Source organism: Acinetobacter sichuanensis (assembly GCF_003024515.2).
GTDB classification, from domain to species: domain Bacteria; phylum Pseudomonadota; class Gammaproteobacteria; order Pseudomonadales; family Moraxellaceae; genus Acinetobacter; species Acinetobacter sichuanensis.
The window spans coordinates 133450-150575 of record NZ_PYIX02000002.1 but is presented as its reverse complement, the minus strand read 5'-3'; the positions used below and the strand labels follow the sequence as shown (position 1 = coordinate 150575).

Annotated in this window: 23 protein-coding genes; 9 read left to right on the top strand and 14 right to left on the bottom strand. The window is 37.5% G+C overall.

The features are described from left to right. Positions 1–36: 36 nt before the first annotated feature. Genes C9E89_RS02130 through C9E89_RS02110 form a run of 5 tightly spaced genes read right to left on the bottom strand, consistent with a single transcriptional unit; the run spans position 37 to position 4000 of the window. Positions 37–1992, bottom strand: coding sequence for a hypothetical protein (locus C9E89_RS02130; RefSeq protein ID WP_107006797.1), 1956 nt, complete (start codon positions 1990–1992; stop codon positions 37–39). Between the two features lie 11 nt (positions 1993–2003). Continuing rightward, positions 2004–2672 (bottom strand): PilW family protein, encoded by a 669-nt coding sequence (locus C9E89_RS02125; protein WP_107006796.1) that lies wholly within the window; start codon positions 2670–2672, stop codon positions 2004–2006. Then, entirely contained in the window at positions 2669–3094 is a 426-nt protein-coding gene (locus tag C9E89_RS02120; protein WP_107006795.1) for a PilW family protein, read from the bottom strand. The genes C9E89_RS02125 and C9E89_RS02120 overlap by 4 nt, the downstream gene beginning before the upstream one ends. Then, a complete protein-coding gene (locus tag C9E89_RS02115) occupies positions 3072–3563 on the bottom strand; it encodes a pilus assembly FimT family protein (protein ID WP_107006794.1) in 492 nt (163 codons plus the stop codon). Before C9E89_RS02115 ends, C9E89_RS02120 begins: the two co-directional genes overlap by 23 nt. After that, the gene (locus C9E89_RS02110; protein WP_107006793.1) at positions 3557–4000 is read right to left on the bottom strand and encodes a type IV pilin protein; all 444 of its coding nucleotides are present in this window, start codon (positions 3998–4000) and stop codon (positions 3557–3559) included. Before C9E89_RS02110 ends, C9E89_RS02115 begins: the two co-directional genes overlap by 7 nt. Positions 4001–4389: 389 nt before the next feature. Here C9E89_RS02110 and C9E89_RS02105 point away from each other — a divergent pair, with 389 nt between their 5' ends. The 4 genes from C9E89_RS02105 to C9E89_RS02090 all read left to right on the top strand — a co-directional run bounded on the left by C9E89_RS02105 (position 4390) and on the right by C9E89_RS02090 (position 6021). After that, the gene (locus tag C9E89_RS02105) at positions 4390–4644 is read left to right on the top strand and encodes an RNA recognition motif domain-containing protein (RefSeq protein ID WP_107006792.1); all 255 of its coding nucleotides are present in this window, start codon (positions 4390–4392) and stop codon (positions 4642–4644) included. A gap of 45 nt (positions 4645–4689) precedes the next feature. Further along, a complete protein-coding gene (locus tag C9E89_RS02100) occupies positions 4690–5052 on the top strand; it encodes an ASCH domain-containing protein (RefSeq protein ID WP_107006791.1) in 363 nt (120 codons plus the stop codon). A gap of 75 nt (positions 5053–5127) precedes the next feature. Then, positions 5128–5631, top strand: coding sequence for a DUF6586 family protein (locus C9E89_RS02095; protein ID WP_107006790.1), 504 nt, complete (start codon positions 5128–5130; stop codon positions 5629–5631). A gap of 111 nt (positions 5632–5742) precedes the next feature. Next, positions 5743–6021 (top strand): hypothetical protein, encoded by a 279-nt coding sequence (locus tag C9E89_RS02090; protein ID WP_107006789.1) that lies wholly within the window; start codon positions 5743–5745, stop codon positions 6019–6021. Positions 6022–6096: 75 nt separating this feature from the next. On the opposite strand, the gene C9E89_RS02085 is transcribed toward C9E89_RS02090, so the two are convergent. The 5 genes from C9E89_RS02085 to C9E89_RS02065 all read right to left on the bottom strand — a co-directional run bounded on the left by C9E89_RS02085 (position 6097) and on the right by C9E89_RS02065 (position 10375). Continuing rightward, on the bottom strand, positions 6097–6339 hold the full coding sequence (locus tag C9E89_RS02085) for a hypothetical protein (RefSeq protein ID WP_107006788.1): 243 nt from the start codon (positions 6337–6339) through the stop codon (positions 6097–6099). Between the two features lie 150 nt (positions 6340–6489). Then, a complete protein-coding gene (locus C9E89_RS02080; protein ID WP_107006787.1) occupies positions 6490–8208 on the bottom strand; it encodes a cation:proton antiporter in 1719 nt (572 codons plus the stop codon). Positions 8209–8356: 148 nt separating this feature from the next. Continuing rightward, the gene (gene rpmG / locus C9E89_RS02075) at positions 8357–8512 is read right to left on the bottom strand and encodes a 50S ribosomal protein L33 (protein ID WP_003654787.1); all 156 of its coding nucleotides are present in this window, start codon (positions 8510–8512) and stop codon (positions 8357–8359) included. Positions 8513–8524: 12 nt separating this feature from the next. Further along, a complete protein-coding gene (gene rpmB / locus C9E89_RS02070; protein WP_000048256.1) occupies positions 8525–8761 on the bottom strand; it encodes a 50S ribosomal protein L28 in 237 nt (78 codons plus the stop codon). Positions 8762–8926: 165 nt separating this feature from the next. Continuing rightward, positions 8927–10375 (bottom strand): coniferyl aldehyde dehydrogenase, encoded by a 1449-nt coding sequence (locus tag C9E89_RS02065; RefSeq protein ID WP_107006786.1) that lies wholly within the window; start codon positions 10373–10375, stop codon positions 8927–8929. Positions 10376–10487: 112 nt separating this feature from the next. On the opposite strand from C9E89_RS02065, the gene C9E89_RS02060 reads away from it, so the two are divergent. The 5 genes from C9E89_RS02060 to C9E89_RS02040 all read left to right on the top strand — a co-directional run bounded on the left by C9E89_RS02060 (position 10488) and on the right by C9E89_RS02040 (position 14264). After that, positions 10488–11180: a TetR/AcrR family transcriptional regulator gene (locus C9E89_RS02060; RefSeq protein WP_107006785.1), complete on the top strand. Its 693-nt coding sequence runs from the start codon at positions 10488–10490 to the stop codon at positions 11178–11180. Positions 11181–11265: 85 nt separating this feature from the next. Further along, positions 11266–12132 carry a formyltetrahydrofolate deformylase gene (gene purU / locus C9E89_RS02055; RefSeq protein ID WP_107006784.1) on the top strand — a complete coding sequence of 289 codons (867 nt, stop codon included), beginning with the start codon at positions 11266–11268 and terminating at the stop codon, positions 12130–12132. A gap of 214 nt (positions 12133–12346) precedes the next feature. Then, on the top strand, positions 12347–13207 hold the full coding sequence (locus tag C9E89_RS02050) for an energy transducer TonB (protein ID WP_107006783.1): 861 nt from the start codon (positions 12347–12349) through the stop codon (positions 13205–13207). 32 nt (positions 13208–13239) lie between these two features. Then, a complete protein-coding gene (locus C9E89_RS02045) occupies positions 13240–13860 on the top strand; it encodes a MotA/TolQ/ExbB proton channel family protein (RefSeq protein ID WP_107006782.1) in 621 nt (206 codons plus the stop codon). Further along, positions 13860–14264 (top strand): ExbD/TolR family protein, encoded by a 405-nt coding sequence (locus tag C9E89_RS02040; protein WP_107006781.1) that lies wholly within the window; start codon positions 13860–13862, stop codon positions 14262–14264. The genes C9E89_RS02045 and C9E89_RS02040 overlap by 1 nt, the downstream gene beginning before the upstream one ends. A 79-nt stretch (positions 14265–14343) precedes the next feature. On the opposite strand, the gene msrA is transcribed toward C9E89_RS02040, so the two are convergent. The 4 genes from msrA to C9E89_RS02020 all read right to left on the bottom strand — a co-directional run bounded on the left by msrA (position 14344) and on the right by C9E89_RS02020 (position 17124). Beyond that, positions 14344–14874 carry a peptide-methionine (S)-S-oxide reductase MsrA gene (gene msrA / locus C9E89_RS02035; protein ID WP_107006780.1) on the bottom strand — a complete coding sequence of 177 codons (531 nt, stop codon included), beginning with the start codon at positions 14872–14874 and terminating at the stop codon, positions 14344–14346. Between the two features lie 120 nt (positions 14875–14994). Then, positions 14995–15423: an META domain-containing protein gene (locus C9E89_RS02030; protein ID WP_107006779.1), complete on the bottom strand. Its 429-nt coding sequence runs from the start codon at positions 15421–15423 to the stop codon at positions 14995–14997. Between the two features lie 95 nt (positions 15424–15518). Next, on the bottom strand, positions 15519–16583 hold the full coding sequence (locus C9E89_RS02025; RefSeq protein WP_107006778.1) for an Lnb N-terminal periplasmic domain-containing protein: 1065 nt from the start codon (positions 16581–16583) through the stop codon (positions 15519–15521). Between the two features lie 28 nt (positions 16584–16611). Further along, positions 16612–17124, bottom strand: coding sequence for a dihydrofolate reductase (locus C9E89_RS02020; RefSeq protein WP_107006777.1), 513 nt, complete (start codon positions 17122–17124; stop codon positions 16612–16614). Between the last annotated feature and the right edge of the window lie 2 nt (positions 17125–17126).

Sequence of the window (17126 nt, the reverse complement as noted above, 5' to 3'; positions counted from 1 at the left end):
ATTGCTCTCCTCATTTTAAATTTTTTTGATCAGTATTTAGATATAACGCGCCCAACGAATTTTGGCTTTGTCTGTTGCAGTATTTATTGGGGGAGTATTGTCACTATCATCTTTAGGAATAGATGGTTTGAAATTTTCATGATCATTCACACCATCAAAATCAATGGTTGTAGTATTTCCTAACTTATTGCCCTGACCAACATCACCTAAGGCAGCTGCAAGAATTGCACCTAATATATGGCTTGACCCAGAGGTGTCTAGGATATTTCCTGCAATAACATTGCCATATACATAAGAACTACTACCTAGTGTAATCGTTCCACCATTATAAGAAGATGTACATGTTTCTAAGGAGGAATCATCCGCACATGATCCAGCAAGTAAAGCAATATTCCCTATGCTTGCTTTTGTCATTGTTAAAGCATCTGAGCATAGGTTCAAGGGCATTTGGTATCCTGTGACATTACAGGTTGAGCTAGGTCCTGCATAATTTGGAGCATAAACTGTAATTGACGCTCCATAATTAATGTTGCCTGTCGCTAAAATAGTATTAACAAAAAGTCCTCTAGGCATATTAACATTACCATAAAAAAGCATAATGCCTGGTGCTAAAGAGGGAATCGTTGGAGGGATTTTACTGCCCACTTTTCCCGTTGCATTACCCACCTCATCATCTACAGTCCATGTATTATTGTTATAGGAAATTCTTGTTTTTTGAGATTTATTGGGTGCTATATTTGCTAAAATTGTTGTTTTACAAGTTTTATCACTATTTAACTCTTTACAAATATGCCCCCAATATTGAGTGTTATTTACTGAATATTTTCCTATTTCATAATCACCTTTAGGGATTCCTTGAACATTATTGATGGTGACAATAGGACGTTCAAGTGTAGCGTTATATTTGAAAATATAATTCGCTTCGTTTAAGTATTTAGAGTTTAAGGCATTAACTAAAGGGCGACTTGCTAAAGAAACAGCTGCAAATGCACCTTGTGGTGTGGTAATCGGTGGCGTATATGTTTTGCCTGAGATAGTTGGACAGTTTATTAACTTGGTCGCTTGAAGGGTATCAAACGCAGACCATCCAGTTCCAACACAGGTAATATTTTCTTTGGCAAGGGCAGTTCCAACTCGGGACCATACTGTGCTTGTGATGCTTTTCAGGGTATCAGCCCGTTTAACATCACTACCTTTCAAATAAATATTACCATTTGCATAGAACTCACCTTGAGGATTTCCCCAACTCTGCATATAAATTTCTTTTTGAGCTGAGGCAATGCTTGTAATTGTTGCACTTCCAACCAATGTAATCGTACCATTCGCATAAACATTTTCAATTTTTGTTGAACTACCTAGATTGACATCACTAGTAGAATTGATTGTTTTTACACCAGTTAAGCTAACTCCGCCTGATTTAAAGCTTCCATCGACATTAATAACAGCATTTTCTCCAGCATTTGCCATTTTTATATCTCCCCCAACAGTAAGCCCTCCATAAAAATTCATAGCATTCTCAAAACTTCCAGAAGTACCAGATTCCCCCTCTCCTGATGATGAGGCTGCGCCATCTGGTGTCACTTCATAGACTATACCAATGGTTGAGGATGCTTCAGATGTTGTACTCATATTTTGAATTTGAGCCGCAACTTGATAAGTTTCAGGATGTGTACTAACACGTGCTGTTTGAATTTGACTGACTGTTAATTCACGTCCTGCTTGAACATTTAAGTGTAAGGTCTGATTGTTTAAACTTAGAATTGTTTCACCATCTAAATCATTCAGATATTTCCGAAAAATTTCTACACCTGTCCATGCACCTGATTGAGCATTGGTTAAAGCATGACTTGCAACCAAACTTTTTTGTGAACTTCTTAGATAATAGGCGGTTCCAAGCACTGAAGCACCCAAAGCTAGCCCAACCAAGAGTACAACCAAAATGGTGGCAAAACCTCGTTGTGATGAGGCAAAATGTTGTGAGGTCGAATTCATAAAATTTGCCTTTATGACGTAGAGATATTTAATAAACACACAGCAACATTTACAGGGCTTAAATTCGCACTGTGTTGTGTACTGGTTTTTGCAGATAAGGTGATGACAGCATGCGCTGTAGATTCATCAATTTTGCCTGAACCATAAGGTGTACATGGCGCGCTACTTTGAAGCCATGTAATTTGTGCAGGGTTGGATTGATCTAATGAATAATCTTGTAAATTGGCAAGGCTACTCTGTACTGTCCATGTCAAGTTACTTAAATTTTGTGTTGTATCACAATGACTTCCATCCGTTGTACCTTTGAGTAATGCAAATTGACGTTGTTTATGGTTTGGATGTTCAAGATCAGCTAAGCCTTGGCATACAACTTCATTATCATCTTGATAACGCCAAACTATGGCTTTAATGGATTGTGTTCTGCCATCACTTTGCACGCGAATTGTCGCATTTGCATTAAAATGAGTATTGCCTTCTAAGCCAAAACTCGCACTTTGTAATAACATTTGTGCATTGGTTAAGCCCATTTGTAACTGAGTGTCATGGCTTGCCGCAACTCTAGACTCAGCACCTGTTTTTGCAACTGTTCGATAGGTCGTCAGTACCGCAATCATACATAACATTGCGATGACCAAACCAATCAATAAACTGATTAAAGTCACACCTGCTTGATGTTTCATTTTAATGCTTCACCTACAGTCAGTTTTCCACCTAAAAGAGGACTATTCACTTCAAATTTCACAGGTTGGCTTTCTGAAATAGTACGGTTATGCGTGGCATTGGCACTATTATTGATCGTCACATTGACGTCATCACAACTGACCTCAATCTTTGTGACATCTTTTTCTTTTGGCAGCAAAATAGTGGGAATTTCTGTTTTGTTACACCAAGATTTTTTCTGTTCAACAGTGGCATTTTGTAAGCGAGCTTGCAGTTCATTAATGACAATGTATTGCAAATTTGATTGTTGCTGACTAGTGAGCATTTTTCCTGTGGCATAAGCAGCCCCTAAAATAACAATACTCGAGAGCGCAACAGAGACTAGGGCTTCGACTAATCCAACCCCACGTTGATTGTGATTAATTGAAGCTAAGGTTTTCATTTAATGTTCCATTGCTGATGGTTACAGCTACATGTGTTTTACAATTGCCCGTAATTTCAGAAATGACTTGACCATAATTGTTTAAGGCAAAACATTTAAATGGTGAGCTCGTCAAACTATGCTGAATTTCAATTGAGCTTTTTAAAAATGCACTAAAAATTACTGGACTATTACAGCTTGCAGAACCTGTGCTTGAGGCTTTACGAACGGTGAGTTCACTGGTATTGGCATCGAAACAAAGCTGACTAATCGGTAAATCATGCTGTGTCGCATATTCATTACGAAGCGCAGTCGATTTGGCTAAAGCAATGGCACTTTTAAAGGACATTGTTGCTTTATCGAGTTCTGCTTGTTTTGCCCATTGCGCTGTAAAGGCAGAACCAGTAGTCGCTAAAATGGCAAGTAGGGCAATCGTAATCATCAGTTCAATGAGACTTATGCCTGTTTGAAACTGTTGCACTTTTACCATGTCACACCATGACAGTTATTGATGGTTCTTATGTTCTTTTCATTGATGCTAAAAGAACAACCATTTAAGTTACTTGAACTTTTTGCTGTCGCTGTGAGCGTGTAGCCTTTGTTATTTTCAGTATGCGCTGCTGAAAACTCAAAAACATCTTGCTTTGTTGGAGACCATTGTGGAAACCCTGTTGTTGCATTTGTTAATGCACTGGTAGAGCTATAGTCTGTACTTGGATAGCTTAAATTTCGTTGATAGAAATTTTCATAGACCAAACCGAGTGCAACAAGGTCAGATTGAGCTGCTTTAATATTGGCACGTTGGATATAATGGGTGTACGAAGGCATTGCAATTGCCGCTAAAATTGCGACAATCACCACCGTAACCATGACTTCAATAAGGGTGAAACCTGATTGAAAAATAAAAGGTTTTTTAACGGAGTACATATTGCTTTGGGAGAATTTAAAAAAATTAAATAATAAGACTGAATTTTAACATGTACTAAACAAAGCAATGTTTTTCGTCTCTCAAAACTAGATTATATCGGTGAATTATTTGGCATTTTAAAGATTGAAATGAGGCATGAAATCCGACAAAAGGCGGATTATCAAGGATGAGTTGCTGAGCAATAAACTGCTAAATAAAGTTCAAAACAGTATAAATTGGATGATTTTTAGAGAGTTAGTAAGATAAAAACTACAGCTTGATATGGATTTTAGAATAAAAAATTCAGTAAATGATTTGATGAAATGACTTGAATTAAAGATCACACGATTAATTTAGATTTTGAACTTGATCTAGATTAAACTATAAGGAAGATATTAAAGGTTTGATCATGAAAATTTTAGTGCGTAACTTAGAGCGTTCAGTAACTGAAGCAGAATTACTTGAATTGTTTAAACCTTATGGCACAGTAGAATCCGCTGTTGTGGTGATGGATGCTGAAACCAAAAAATCTAAAGGTTTTGGTTTTGTTGAAATGCCAAATGCACGTGAAGCCATCAAAGCGATCAAAGGTTTAAATACACTGAAAGTCAAAGGTGCTGGTATCCGTGTCAAAGCCGCGGAAGATAAGCCAAAAGCTGAGTAAAAGTGAAGAAGGAGCAAATAGATTGCTCCTTTTTTATGGGTCAATATGAAAAAACTATATCCTGCTTTATCTATTGTGAAGCCAAATGGAATGAAGATTGCGCAAGGTATAAAAACTTTAGAAATACGCACTTGGAAACCTGAATATTTACCTCTGAAAGATTTATTGATTGTAGAAAATAATAGATATTTAACTCAAAAAGAGGATGAAGATATTGGACAAGCCATTGCGCTTGTGGATATTGAATCTGTTCATGCATGGCGAATAAATGAGTTTGAAGCAGCTTGTGCAAGCTACTGGGCAGATGGTTATTGGGCATGGGTCATTTGTAATGTACGACCAATTTCACAACCATTTTCAATGATTGCAAAACGAAACATCTATTTTATTGAGCTAGATCATTTATAAATATTGTTGTGCAGAAGACAAAAGAAAGTTTACTCTTAGTCTCATAAAAGATGCCAAAATTTAGGAAATTATATCATGTCACGAGTTGCTCGCTTTCATGCAGATCGCACTAATCAAAAACTGTATTTCGCACGACTTTCATGCCAACAAGCAGAGCAAACTGAACATGTGCAGCAAGCACAAGCACATCGTGAAGCAGCCGTTTTTCATTTGCATGGAACTATTTTGGCATTTCTACAAGAATTAGTACGTTATTACCGTTTAAATGATTTAGCACCAACACTTAAGTCTATTGAAGAACATATGGCTGCAAAAGGACAAGTTTCACCTGAAGTATTGGTGATGCAAAAGCTTGCTAAAGATGGATTTATTGCAGAGTTAAAAAGAGCCTATCGTTTATGCCAATACGCACCAGAACCAAGTACACCAGAGCCTGAAGCAGAAACATCGTCAAATTTAATTATTAAAGTCACTCAAACACCACAAGCTTGGCTGCCCGATACCAAAATTTTACGTGAATGGCATCGTGATTTAACGCAGCTTATTGATGGTTTTCGTAACGAAATGGTTGAATTCTGATCAATTTGATTGGTTTTACTTGAAATTTATTTTTAAATGACTATATACAATAGTTACAAGATGCAAAATGCATTCGGCATTTTGCCCCATGGTTGAGCATGGAGGGTTTTTATGTCTATTGAACAGTTAAAAGCATTATTTGGAAATCAAGAAGCCATTTTAGAGTTGGTTCAACTTGAGGGTGGGGAGTTAGCATTGCGTAATGCAGGATCTGAAAAAGAACCATTAGTCACAATTCAATTTAATGAAGAAGTGAAAGCATTATTAGGAGATCAAACGCCTGCAATTGCTCAACAAATGATTCAAGCTGCTCTATTTGCTTTATTAGAAAAACAAGCAGATGAATGGCATGCTGAAGTTGTTGATGAACAACCTAAATTTATGAGTTAAATGATTATATTTGTCAGTTTAATCTAGAATAAAACGCACTTTTAAGTGCGTTTTTTATACATGAGTTTTGAGATTTTAATACGTTGGTAGAGGCTGTGGTGCAAAAAAGTATCCACCTGCAAACATAATGGCTAAGCCAATCAGTTGTAGGAAAAATGGATTTTTAGCTTGATGCCAATGCAAGATGAGAAAAATCAGAGAAACTGGAGAAAGCAATAAACAGCCTAAGCCCCACCAAATACTTTCTTTGAATGCAGCGATGAGAAAGCCAATCGAAGCAATGACGAGAATGAGTAGCCCAAAATAAAATAAAAACATGTTGTCCTCTTATTGATCTTTTATATTTCAATTACATTTATCATTAAAGTGTGCAGAGTAAAGCGTATTTTATGAAGTTGTGATTTCTGTTTATCATGACTTTAATCAAGCAAAAACAGACTACCATATTTGATAGTCTGTTGGAATGAATCAATGTGTTGGTTCGTGATGATGCGCAATTTGAATCTGATTTAAAATATGATTACTCATATTTTTCGCCATTTCTTCTTTAGCAAAATAAACCTGACCAATCTGATCTCGACGAATAATTTCAGCTTCTTCTTTGCTTTCAGCACAAACTAAAACCTGAATTTGAGGGTTGAGTAGTTTTGCCGTATCGACAATTTTATGAATATCTAAGATATCCATTGGAGAAATCACCAACAAACGAGCATGTTGAATATGAGCTTGAATCAGTACACTAGGTTCAGTGGCGCGACCAGAAACAGCAGCAATACCTTTTTCACGCAGATTTTCAACAATTTCACGGTTTTCTTCAGCAATAACGACTTTAATACCATCATCCATTAGGGTTTTAGTAATACGACGTCCAACTTCACCATGCCCAACGATAACGACTTGATCACGTAGATAATCTTGATCCACTTCATCGGGTAACATCGCCAGAGGGTCGCCACTACGTTCTAGTAAACGAGCAAGATGTGAATGCTCTCGAATCCAAACTTGTACAGGTTCAATTGCCGAAAATAAAAATGAATTTAAGGTAATTGAAAATAAAGCCCCTGCTAAAATTAAATTTTGTGCTTCAGGAGTAAGCAAACCCAGTGACAATCCCAATGTTGCTAAAATAAAAGAGAATTCCCCGATTTGCGCTAAACTTGCACCGACGGTCAATGCTGTATTCATTGGATAACGAAAGAATAAAACCAATGCCATTGCAGCGATGGTTTTACCAATCATGATGATGGCAATCACAGCTAAAATATGTAAAGGTTGCTCAATGATAATACGAGGATCAAACAACATCCCGACAGAGACAAAGAATAAAATAGAGAAAATTTCTCTTAAAGGTAGCGTTTCTTCTTCTGCTCGATGGCTAAAATCAGACTCTTTAACGACCATGCCTGCAAAGAAAGCGCCAAGTGCCATAGATACGCCAAAAATCGCATATGAGCCATAAGCAATTGAAACGGCTGCTGCCACGACTGTTAGCGTAAAAAGCTCTCTAGAGCCCAAACGAGCAACATATTGCATGATCATTGGAACCAGACGTTTCCCAATGATGAGCATGAAAGCAATAAAGCCTGAAACTTTTAATAAAGTAATACCAAGGGTGAGCCAAATATTTTCATCAGATGCTTGTCCTGCAAGCGCATGTCCGCCTAATAAAACCGCTGTCGCAGGTAAAAGTACCAAGACTAAAACCATCACAAGGTCTTCAACAAGTAACCAACCTACTGCGATTTTACCGTTGACGGAGTCAAGTAAGCCTTTATCTCCAAGTGCTTTAAGCAAAACGACAGTACTTGCACAAGATAAACTTAAACCAAAAACGAGAGATGAACCCCAACTCCAGCCCCAAAAATGCGATACGATCATGCCTAAGCATGTGGCAACAGTAATTTGTAAGATCGCACCCGGTAAGGCAATGCGGCGTACTTGCATTAAATCATTTAATGAAAAATGCATCCCAACACCAAACATCAAAAACATGACACCAAGTTCAGCAAGTTGGTTAGCAAGTGCCAGATCTGCCACTATACCTGGCGTATTTGGACTAATAATAATGCCAGCAATCAGATAACCAATCAGAGGAGGGAGGCGTAATCGAGCAGCGATATAGCCAAAAATGAGGGCAATACCAAAACCCACGGCGAGTAAAATAATCAAGTCTACATCATGAGGCACTAAACACTCCTTGAAAGATGGGATAACGTGAATAAAAAGGAAAAGCACAAAGAGTGCCAAAGATAAAGTGGGACAATTTTAACAATTTGCATAAAAAAAAGGCAAAAAAAAACGACCCAAAAGGGTCGTATTTTTTAGAAAACTAAAATTATTTAATTTTAGCTTCTTTGAAAATTACGTGTTGACGGATTTTTGGATCAAATTTTTTGATTTCCATTTTTTCCGGCATAGTACGTTTGTTTTTAGTTGTGGTATAGAAATAACCTGTACCAGCAGTAGAAACTAGGCGAATTTTATCACGCATGGTTCGGACTCCTTAGATCTTTTGACCTTGAGCACGTAGGTCAGCAACAACCTTTTCGATACCCAATTTGTCGATAATACGCATACCTTTAGTGGTTAAACGAAGACGTACAAAACGTTTTTCGCTTTCTAACCAGAAACGGTGGTGGTGCAGGTTCGGCTCGAACCGGCGTTTAGTTTTGTTGTTGGCGTGTGAGACGTTGTTACCAACGACTGGACGCTTGCCGGTAACTTGGCAAACCTTAGACATGGTGTAACTCCATTGATTTAGCCAACAGCAAATCTGTATGGCCAGTCAAAATAAAACGGATTGAATTCTTTCAAGGGGCGTTTTATACCAAAATTCCGCTTAAAAGACAAGCGGAATCGGTGAAAACACTGCATGATCTTTGACGATAGATCATGCCTTGATCATTTAGCGGATAAAAGTTTTCTCTAAAATTTTATGAACAGCGCCGCCAAATGGCGGTAGGATGAATTTTATGCTAAATAGTTTTGGCATAGACATCATAGAGCGTTCATGCGACAAGTTGAAAAAACCTTCTGGACCATGATATTTCCCCATACCTGATGCACCAACACCACCAAATGGTAGGTCATCTTGTGCAACATGGGTCAATAATGCATTTTGACCAAAGTGCCCTGAATGGGTACGCTGAGCGACATATTGTGCTCGCGCATCGTCAAAGTCGAAATAGTATAATGCAAGTGGGCGAGGTCTGCTATTAATAAAGTCAATCACATCATCAATTTGATCATATTCCATAATCGGTAATACAGGACCAAAAATTTCATTTTTCATAATGTCCATTTCAGTCGTTACACCTGTGACTAAGGTAGGTGCAATTTTACGGACTTGGTTGAGGTCTTCATGTTTAGGATTAATTTCTACCAGTTGAGCACCTTGTGCTTGAGCATCTTCTAAGTAACTTTGCACACGATTAAATTGTTTATCATTAATGATAGATGTGTAATCTTGATTGTGCGCAAGATGAGGATACATTGAGCTGACAATAGTTTTGAATTGTTCAACAAACTCAGCAGTTGTGCCTTTAGGTAAGAATAAATGGTCAGGAGCCACACATGTTTGTCCAGCATTCCATAGTTTTCCAAAAGCTAAACGCTGAGCAACGTCTTTGAGATCGGTAGATGGATGAACAATAGCAGGTGATTTACCTCCAAGCTCTAAAATGACAGGCACTAGGTTTTCTGACGCAGCCGCCATCACAGTTTTACCGATATTGGTTGAACCTGTGAAAATAATTTTATCAAAAGCTAAATGTGAAAAGGCATCAGAAATAACGCCACCGCCTGTGACTACAGAAACCAATTCACGTGGAAATGCTTCTGAAAGTGCATTTTCCAACACATAACCAAAATTCATTGATGAACTTGAAATTTTGATCATGGCATGATTACCCGCAGCCAAGGCACAAATGAGCGGACCAACGGAAAGAACTAATGGGTAATTCCATGGTGCAATAATACCAATGACCCCTAAAGGTTGGTATTGTACCCACGCTTTTGAAGGTTGATGCATGATGCCAACATGACGTTTAGATGGCTTCATCCATGTACTTAGATTTTTACTATAATATTTGATTTGTTCTAAACAGGTGATGAGTTCACCGATTTTTGTTTCAGTAATAGAGCGATTACCATAATCTTGATTAATTGCTTCTGCAATTTGATCTTGATATTTTAGTAACACTTTTTTTAGACGTGCTAAACGTTCAATGCGTTCTTTCGCAGTTGGAACGGGATAACGTTGATACGCTTGTTTTTGCTGAGTGAGCGTATCATGTAAATGTTGAACTTCAGGGGAATAAGAAGTCATTGAATTTGTTTTTGTTTGACTGTTCATCTCGCACACCTTTAGAGAGGAGCTGATTTATGATAATTTTTAGAGTAAAAGCTCTAATTAGTCAAGTCACTTTATATGTTAGCCTATGTTAACGCTGAAAGATGGTATTAGGATGTCGCACTCCAAAACGGTAAAAACCAAAGATCGAATTTTGCAAATCAGCTTGCAGTTGTTCAATGAACGTGGCGAGCGTTCAATCACGACCAACCATATCGCTGCTGAGCTTGGGATCAGTCCTGGGAATTTGTATTATCACTTTCGAAACAAACAAGAGATCATTAAAGAGCTCATGGAGCGTTATCAAAAAGAAACGCTAGACATGCTCGCATTACCCGATGACCGTGTAGTCAATGCCAACGATAAAATTCGTTATTTTCAAGTTTTGAGCAGTCAACTTTGGGAATATCGTTTTTTACACCGTGATGTTTACCATTTAATTGAAAATAATGGTGACTTTAGAAAAGTGTATCCACGTTTTGCAGGAAAAGTGATGCAACAAGGGCAAAAAATTTATCATGCCTTTGTCGACGCAGGTTTAATGCAAATGACAGCCTCAGAAATTGAAGCTTTAATTATTAATATTTGGATTGTTTTAACCAACTGGACAAATTTTTTATATATGTCAGGGCATTTGAGTAATTCAAATCATTTAGATGAAAAATGGATCTGGCAAGCATTACGTCAAATGGTATTTTTAGAAGGTCCATATTTACGGGGTGAAAGTCGAGAAACTTATGAGCGCTTATTGGAAAGTTTTGGTTCTTCTGAGCTATTTGCGAGTTTATCGACATTAAAACATGATTGAATAGCGCACAATCATTGAAAGCTTTTTAAAAAGCGTTAGAATATTTGGCTGTTTTTCAATTTAACGTATAAGTGATATCAATTAAATGAACATGACCACTGCCAACACAGCACGTCTCCTGATTACTTGTGAAGATAAACCAGGCATTGTGCAAGCTGTATCGAGCTTTTTGTATCATCAAGGAGCAAATATTACTGCGCTTGATCAATATGCAACTGAAGCTCAGGGCGGACGTTATTTCATGCGTGTTGAGTTTGAACTTGAAAATTTGCAAAGCCGTAAAGAAACGTTATTGCAAACTTTTTCGCAAAATGTCGCTGAACGTTATGAGATGCATTGGCGTCTTGCTTTTGTAAGTGATTTGAAAAAAGTCGGTATTTTGGTTTCAAAAGTCGACCATGCTTTACTTGAGTTGCTCTGGCGTCATGCGCGTGGTGGTTTGGCTTGCCAAATTACACAAGTCGTTTCGAACCATGAAGATTTACGCAGCGCAGTTGAAAATTTTGGTATTCCATTCCATGTTGTACCTGTAAATAAAGAAAATAAACGTGAAGCTTATGCAAAAATTGATGAGTTAGTTCAAGGTGATGATTTACTTGTTCTTGCACGTTATATGCAGATTTTAGATGAAGAATTTGTTTCTAAATGGGAAATGAAGATTATTAATATTCATCATTCTTTCTTACCTGCATTTGTGGGTGCAAATCCATACAAACAAGCACATGAAAAAGGTGTGAAATTGATTGGTGCAACGGCACACTATGTGACTGCTGACTTAGACCAAGGTCCGATTATTGAGCAAGATGTAGAGCGTGTAAGCCATGACTTTACAGTTGAACAATTGCGTGAATTAGGTCAAGACGTGGAACGTAATGTCTTAGCACGTGCAGTAAAATGGCATTTGGAAGATCGTATTATTGTGGATGGAAATAAAACGGTTGTTTTCCAATAAATTGTCTTTGCTTTAATCAGTAAAAAGGATGCAATTAGGCATCCTTTTTGCATTTTTAATTTATAAAATCAATAAAAACTCTCTAAAAAGTAGTTGCAAATGAAAACACTTCTCATTTATTATTGTTGCACTTTAATTGTTCTATCCGATGAGTTTAATCTAAACAAGCCATCTTGTATGTGATTCTCTCAGAGATTTAGGTATTTAGATTCATATGAGTCAATCTTCCACTTCAAATATGCAGGCTCCAAATCCAATGAAGAAAAAGGTGATTACTGCTGTAATAGCCGTTCTTGTAGGACATTTGGGTGCTTTATGGGCATTGAGTCATCTAAAAACTCCTGAATTACAACCAATTGAAAAAAAACCTATTCAGGTTAAATTTGTACAGATTAAAGAGGATGTACCACCCCCTCCACCGCCGCCGCCACCTCCACCAGTTAAACCTAAAGTTGAGCCTAAGCCTGTAGTGGAAAAAAAGGTGACACCTCCGCCGCCGCCTATTGAAAAACCAAAATTGATTACTCAAAAGCAGCCTGTAGTTGAAAAGAAAGCAATTCAACAGCCTGAAGAAAAGATTGATCATGAAAAAATTAAACGTGAACAAGAACAGCAACGCCAGCAGCAAGAACAGCAGCGTCAAGAGCAATTGCGTCAGCAACAAGAACAGCAGCGTCAAGAGCAACAACGTTTAGAACAACAGCGTCAAGAGCAATTGCGTCAGCAGCAAGAACAGCAACGTCAAGAGCAACAGCGTTTAGAACAACAGCGTCGTCAGCAAGAAGAAGCAAATCAACCTCGTAAATTAACAGCAGGTGAGATTTCTTGGAAAAATCGTCCAAGTTTTGAGTTTGATGACGACCTGCTGAGAAATCAAGCTAGATCGTTGGTTGTACGTATTCAAATTAATCCAGCGGGTAAAATTACAGATGTCACTGTGATTAAATCGAGTGGATTGCCTAACCTTGATCGTGAAGTGCGAAGTGCTGTACGTTCTGCAAGAATGAACCCGTCAAATGATGGACGTGCCATGGTTGCTGACTTACCTGTAAATCTTCAAACCTCTGGGCAATAATTTAACCGGCTAACATAATTAGGAGTTCGAGTATGAACTTTTCCGTTTATTGGCAACATGCTGATGCCATCAGTAAAACACTGTATTTCGTGTTGTTGGCAATGTCTATTGCAACATGGACAGTATTCATTCTACGTTTGATGGGTACACGTCAACTTAAACAGCAAGCTCAAGCTCACCTTGCTCAGGCATTGAGCCAACTGAAAGCAAAATTAGCGCCTTTAGGTTTTGATCAACGTAAAGCTGTTGCAGAACAAGCTTTATTACGTCAAATCTCGGTTGAAAAAGCCAATGCTGAGAAAGGGGTATCTGTACTCGGTACAATCGCTTCAATCGCACCATTTGTCGGTTTATTTGGTACTGTTTGGGGGATTTTCCATGCTTTGGTTGCTGTGGGCAAAAGTGGTCAAGCAGGTTTAGCACAAGTAGCAACACCTGTAGGTGAAGCATTGATCATGACAGGTCTAGGTCTAGCAGTCGCGATTCCTGCTGTATTGGCTTATAACATTTGTGTACGTTTTAATCGTACTTTGTCAAATGAGCTACAAGATCAAGCACATGGTTTATTGATTGACACCATGTTACAACAAGATTCAACTGTGAAAGTTGAAGCGCAGACAACACAAAAAGGTTTAGTTGGAGGTCAAGCTTAATGGCTTTTCAATTGGGTGAAGACAACGATGCTGGCATGAATGAGATGAATCTCATTCCGCTCATCGACATTATGTTGGTATTGATGATCATCTTTTTGGTGACTGCAACCGTTGCTAACCCATCAATACCATTAACCTTACCAAAAACAACAGCAGAAATTATTGATCCTCCACCTGAAGCAATCACAATCAGTATTAATAAAGAGGGTGAAGTGGCTTGGAATGATCAGGTGATTGGTTTACCTGAACTAGAAAAGCGCTTTGGTGAAGCGGCTCAGCAAACTGTAAAACCTGCTGTGCAATTAAGAGCAGATCAAGATGCTCGTTATGACACAGTTGCTCAAGTCATGTCTCGTGCCAGTGAAGCCGGACTGAACGATCTTGCCTTTATGAGCGATAATTAAGCGTTAATTACGCATTAAAAATTTAAAAAGCGATCTTGATAGATCGCTTTTTTTATGGTTTTTTTCAGTATTTTTTATTTTACAATTCGCTTTCTTTAAGCAAGTCTTTAAACTGACTTTGTAATTTCATTAATTTTGGTGGAATGGCAAAGTTACAATAACCTTGTGATGGGTTTTTTGCATAAAAATTTTGATGATATTCTTCAGCAGCGTAGAACGTTGGAGCAGGAGATAGCTCTGTGACAATATCTAAGTCCTGTGCTTTTAATTCGCTAATCAGTTGCTCAGCTTGTGCTTTTTGTTCATCGTTAAAATAATAAACCACCGAGCGATATTGTGTACCAATATCATTGCCTTGACGGTTGAGTGTGGTTGGATCATGTGTGGTAAAAAATACATGTAGAAGTTGCACATAGCTAATCTGACTGTCATCAAAATCAATCAGAATGACTTCAGCATGCTGAGTAGTACCTGTACAAATTTGTTCATAAGTGGGTTGTAGGGTATTGCCACCAGCATAACCGCTTGTTACTTTTTCAACGCCTTTAAGTTGAAGAAATACTGCTTCCGTACACCAAAAACAACCGCCACCAAATAATGCTTGTTGCATCGAAGACCTCCTTTCTATTTTATTTTCTAGAGAAAAAAACCATCTTAAAGTAAATCAATTGTATGGAATAAAAAACCTGAGATTTCAGGTTTTTATCTATTTTAAAGTAAATACAAGATGTTATGGCGTAGTTTTATATTGTAAAACAACATTACCATATTGATCGACTAGTTTGAGTGTACGATCATAACTTTGATAGCCTGTGACTTTGTGCAAAGCAGTCGTATATTTTTCTACGAGAGTCATATCCTGACAATACATTTTTGTAGATGCGAGTGAGCCTAAGTTTAGATGATGATCTTTAACTGCATAGTTGCCCATAATACGATTACAGCCATCTGAGCCGCTCACACGTAAGTCACTACTAAATTGAATCATCGGTGAGTTTGTTTGACTTGGATATTCTGTGCTACCAATATGTGTCAGTACCCACGTTTTATTTTGTAAGAGGTTTAAATTTTCTTGTTGTTTAACCGTTGGAGTTGTTGTACAGCCAACAACTGCAAGTGTTGCTGGAATTAAACCGATCAACAAAATATTTTTTAACATGACTTTCTCAAAAATATAAATTGGGTCTATATAAGCAAAAAATGATGCAAATCACTAGATTAACAATGTATCTAAGCATTAAAAAAATGCTTAAATCATAAACCTTTGTGGATATTTTCAGTTAAACCTTCACGAATGACTTTAGAATAGTTTTCACTGCTTTGATATTCAAAATGTTTGAATTGGTCTGTACGAGGATTAACATGCGCACGTTGATACCATTGCTTGATTGTCCATTGCTGATTTAAAGCACCTAAATCATATAAATAGTTTGGCAGATAGCCAGAAGCCAATAAGCGATAGTCCAAAGGTAATTCATGCGGTGAAATCGCTTGTACCATGTCAAAAACTAGCGTTGTACAGTTGCTACTGAGTGTATTGTACCATTTGGCTTGTTGAGCAAGTTCATCGGTTTTTTCTAAGTATTCTGTAAATAAAGCCTTCATTTCAGTTTTTGGCATTTTGACAGGGAAAAAATATACTTGTTCATTTCGAATGTTACTACGTGTATAGATCAAATCTTTTTCATCAGCAGCAATCAGACTTAATTCATATTTTCTAAAAAAACCACCGATTGCAGAAAAACTTTCCGTTTTCTCTTTGCGAATTTCGATTGAAAATACTAAGGGTTTTTGATCAGAAAAATCAAAACTAACCAGCGTATGTGCAATTTGTGGTCCCATCCAATAAGAAGTAATAATATTGACGCCTGTAATATGCTCAAGGTTATAGCTGCGGGTATCCCAATGCACATCGTATTTATTTTCTGTATGCCAATTAAAGTTACGTATATTATGAATGGTGACAATATTACCTTGTTTTTTATAGGTAAAAAGGCGATCTACTTCAGGGTTCCATTCACGGTCTTGTTTGGCAGGAATATTAAAGTACCAAAGTAGGCTACACAAAAATGCAAGGATATAAATTAGAATATCTTTATGACGGCTAAAAAGATTTTGTTTGATATAAATGCCTAAAATACTGAAAGCAAATAAAATCCAAAGACCAATCATAATACGACTGAACAGACCAAAAGGTGCTTGAAACCAAAGTGCACAGCACAGCCAAATAGAAGAAAAAATGACAAAAATGCTAAAAATGGAATGGATTAGCCCCATTCCAAGTGCATGAAAAAGCGATTTTTTTTTAATTTTTTGCATATATTTAAATTATAAACTGAGATCAAGCTTATTTTTGATAAGTTGCGAACTCAAAAGCAATCCCAGTTTTGTCATCAATATGTTGCTCAGACGCTATTTTCTTAAATTCATTTGGAATTTCTGGATAATGTGCATCTCCTTGTACATTAAGCTCTATATGAGTAAGCTCCAAGCGATCAGCAATAGCAATGGTTTGTGTGAAAATTTCACCACCACCAATAATAAATAGAGTTTCAGGTTTTTCTGAAGCTTGAACATCAGCAATTGCTAAAGTTAAAGCCTGTTCAATACTGGTTGCTGTTTTAACACCCTCAAAAGACCAGTTTGGATCACGAGTAATGACCCAGTTAACGCGTTTAGGTAAAGCACGTCCCATCGATTCGAGGGTTTTTCGTCCCATCACCACAACACCGCCTTGAGTGATTTCTTTAAAGTGTTTTAGGTCGGCTGAAATATGCCAAGGAAGATCATTACCTTTACCAATACAGCGTTGCTGATCCATTGCAACAACATGAACAATTTCTAAATTTTTAAATGTCATAG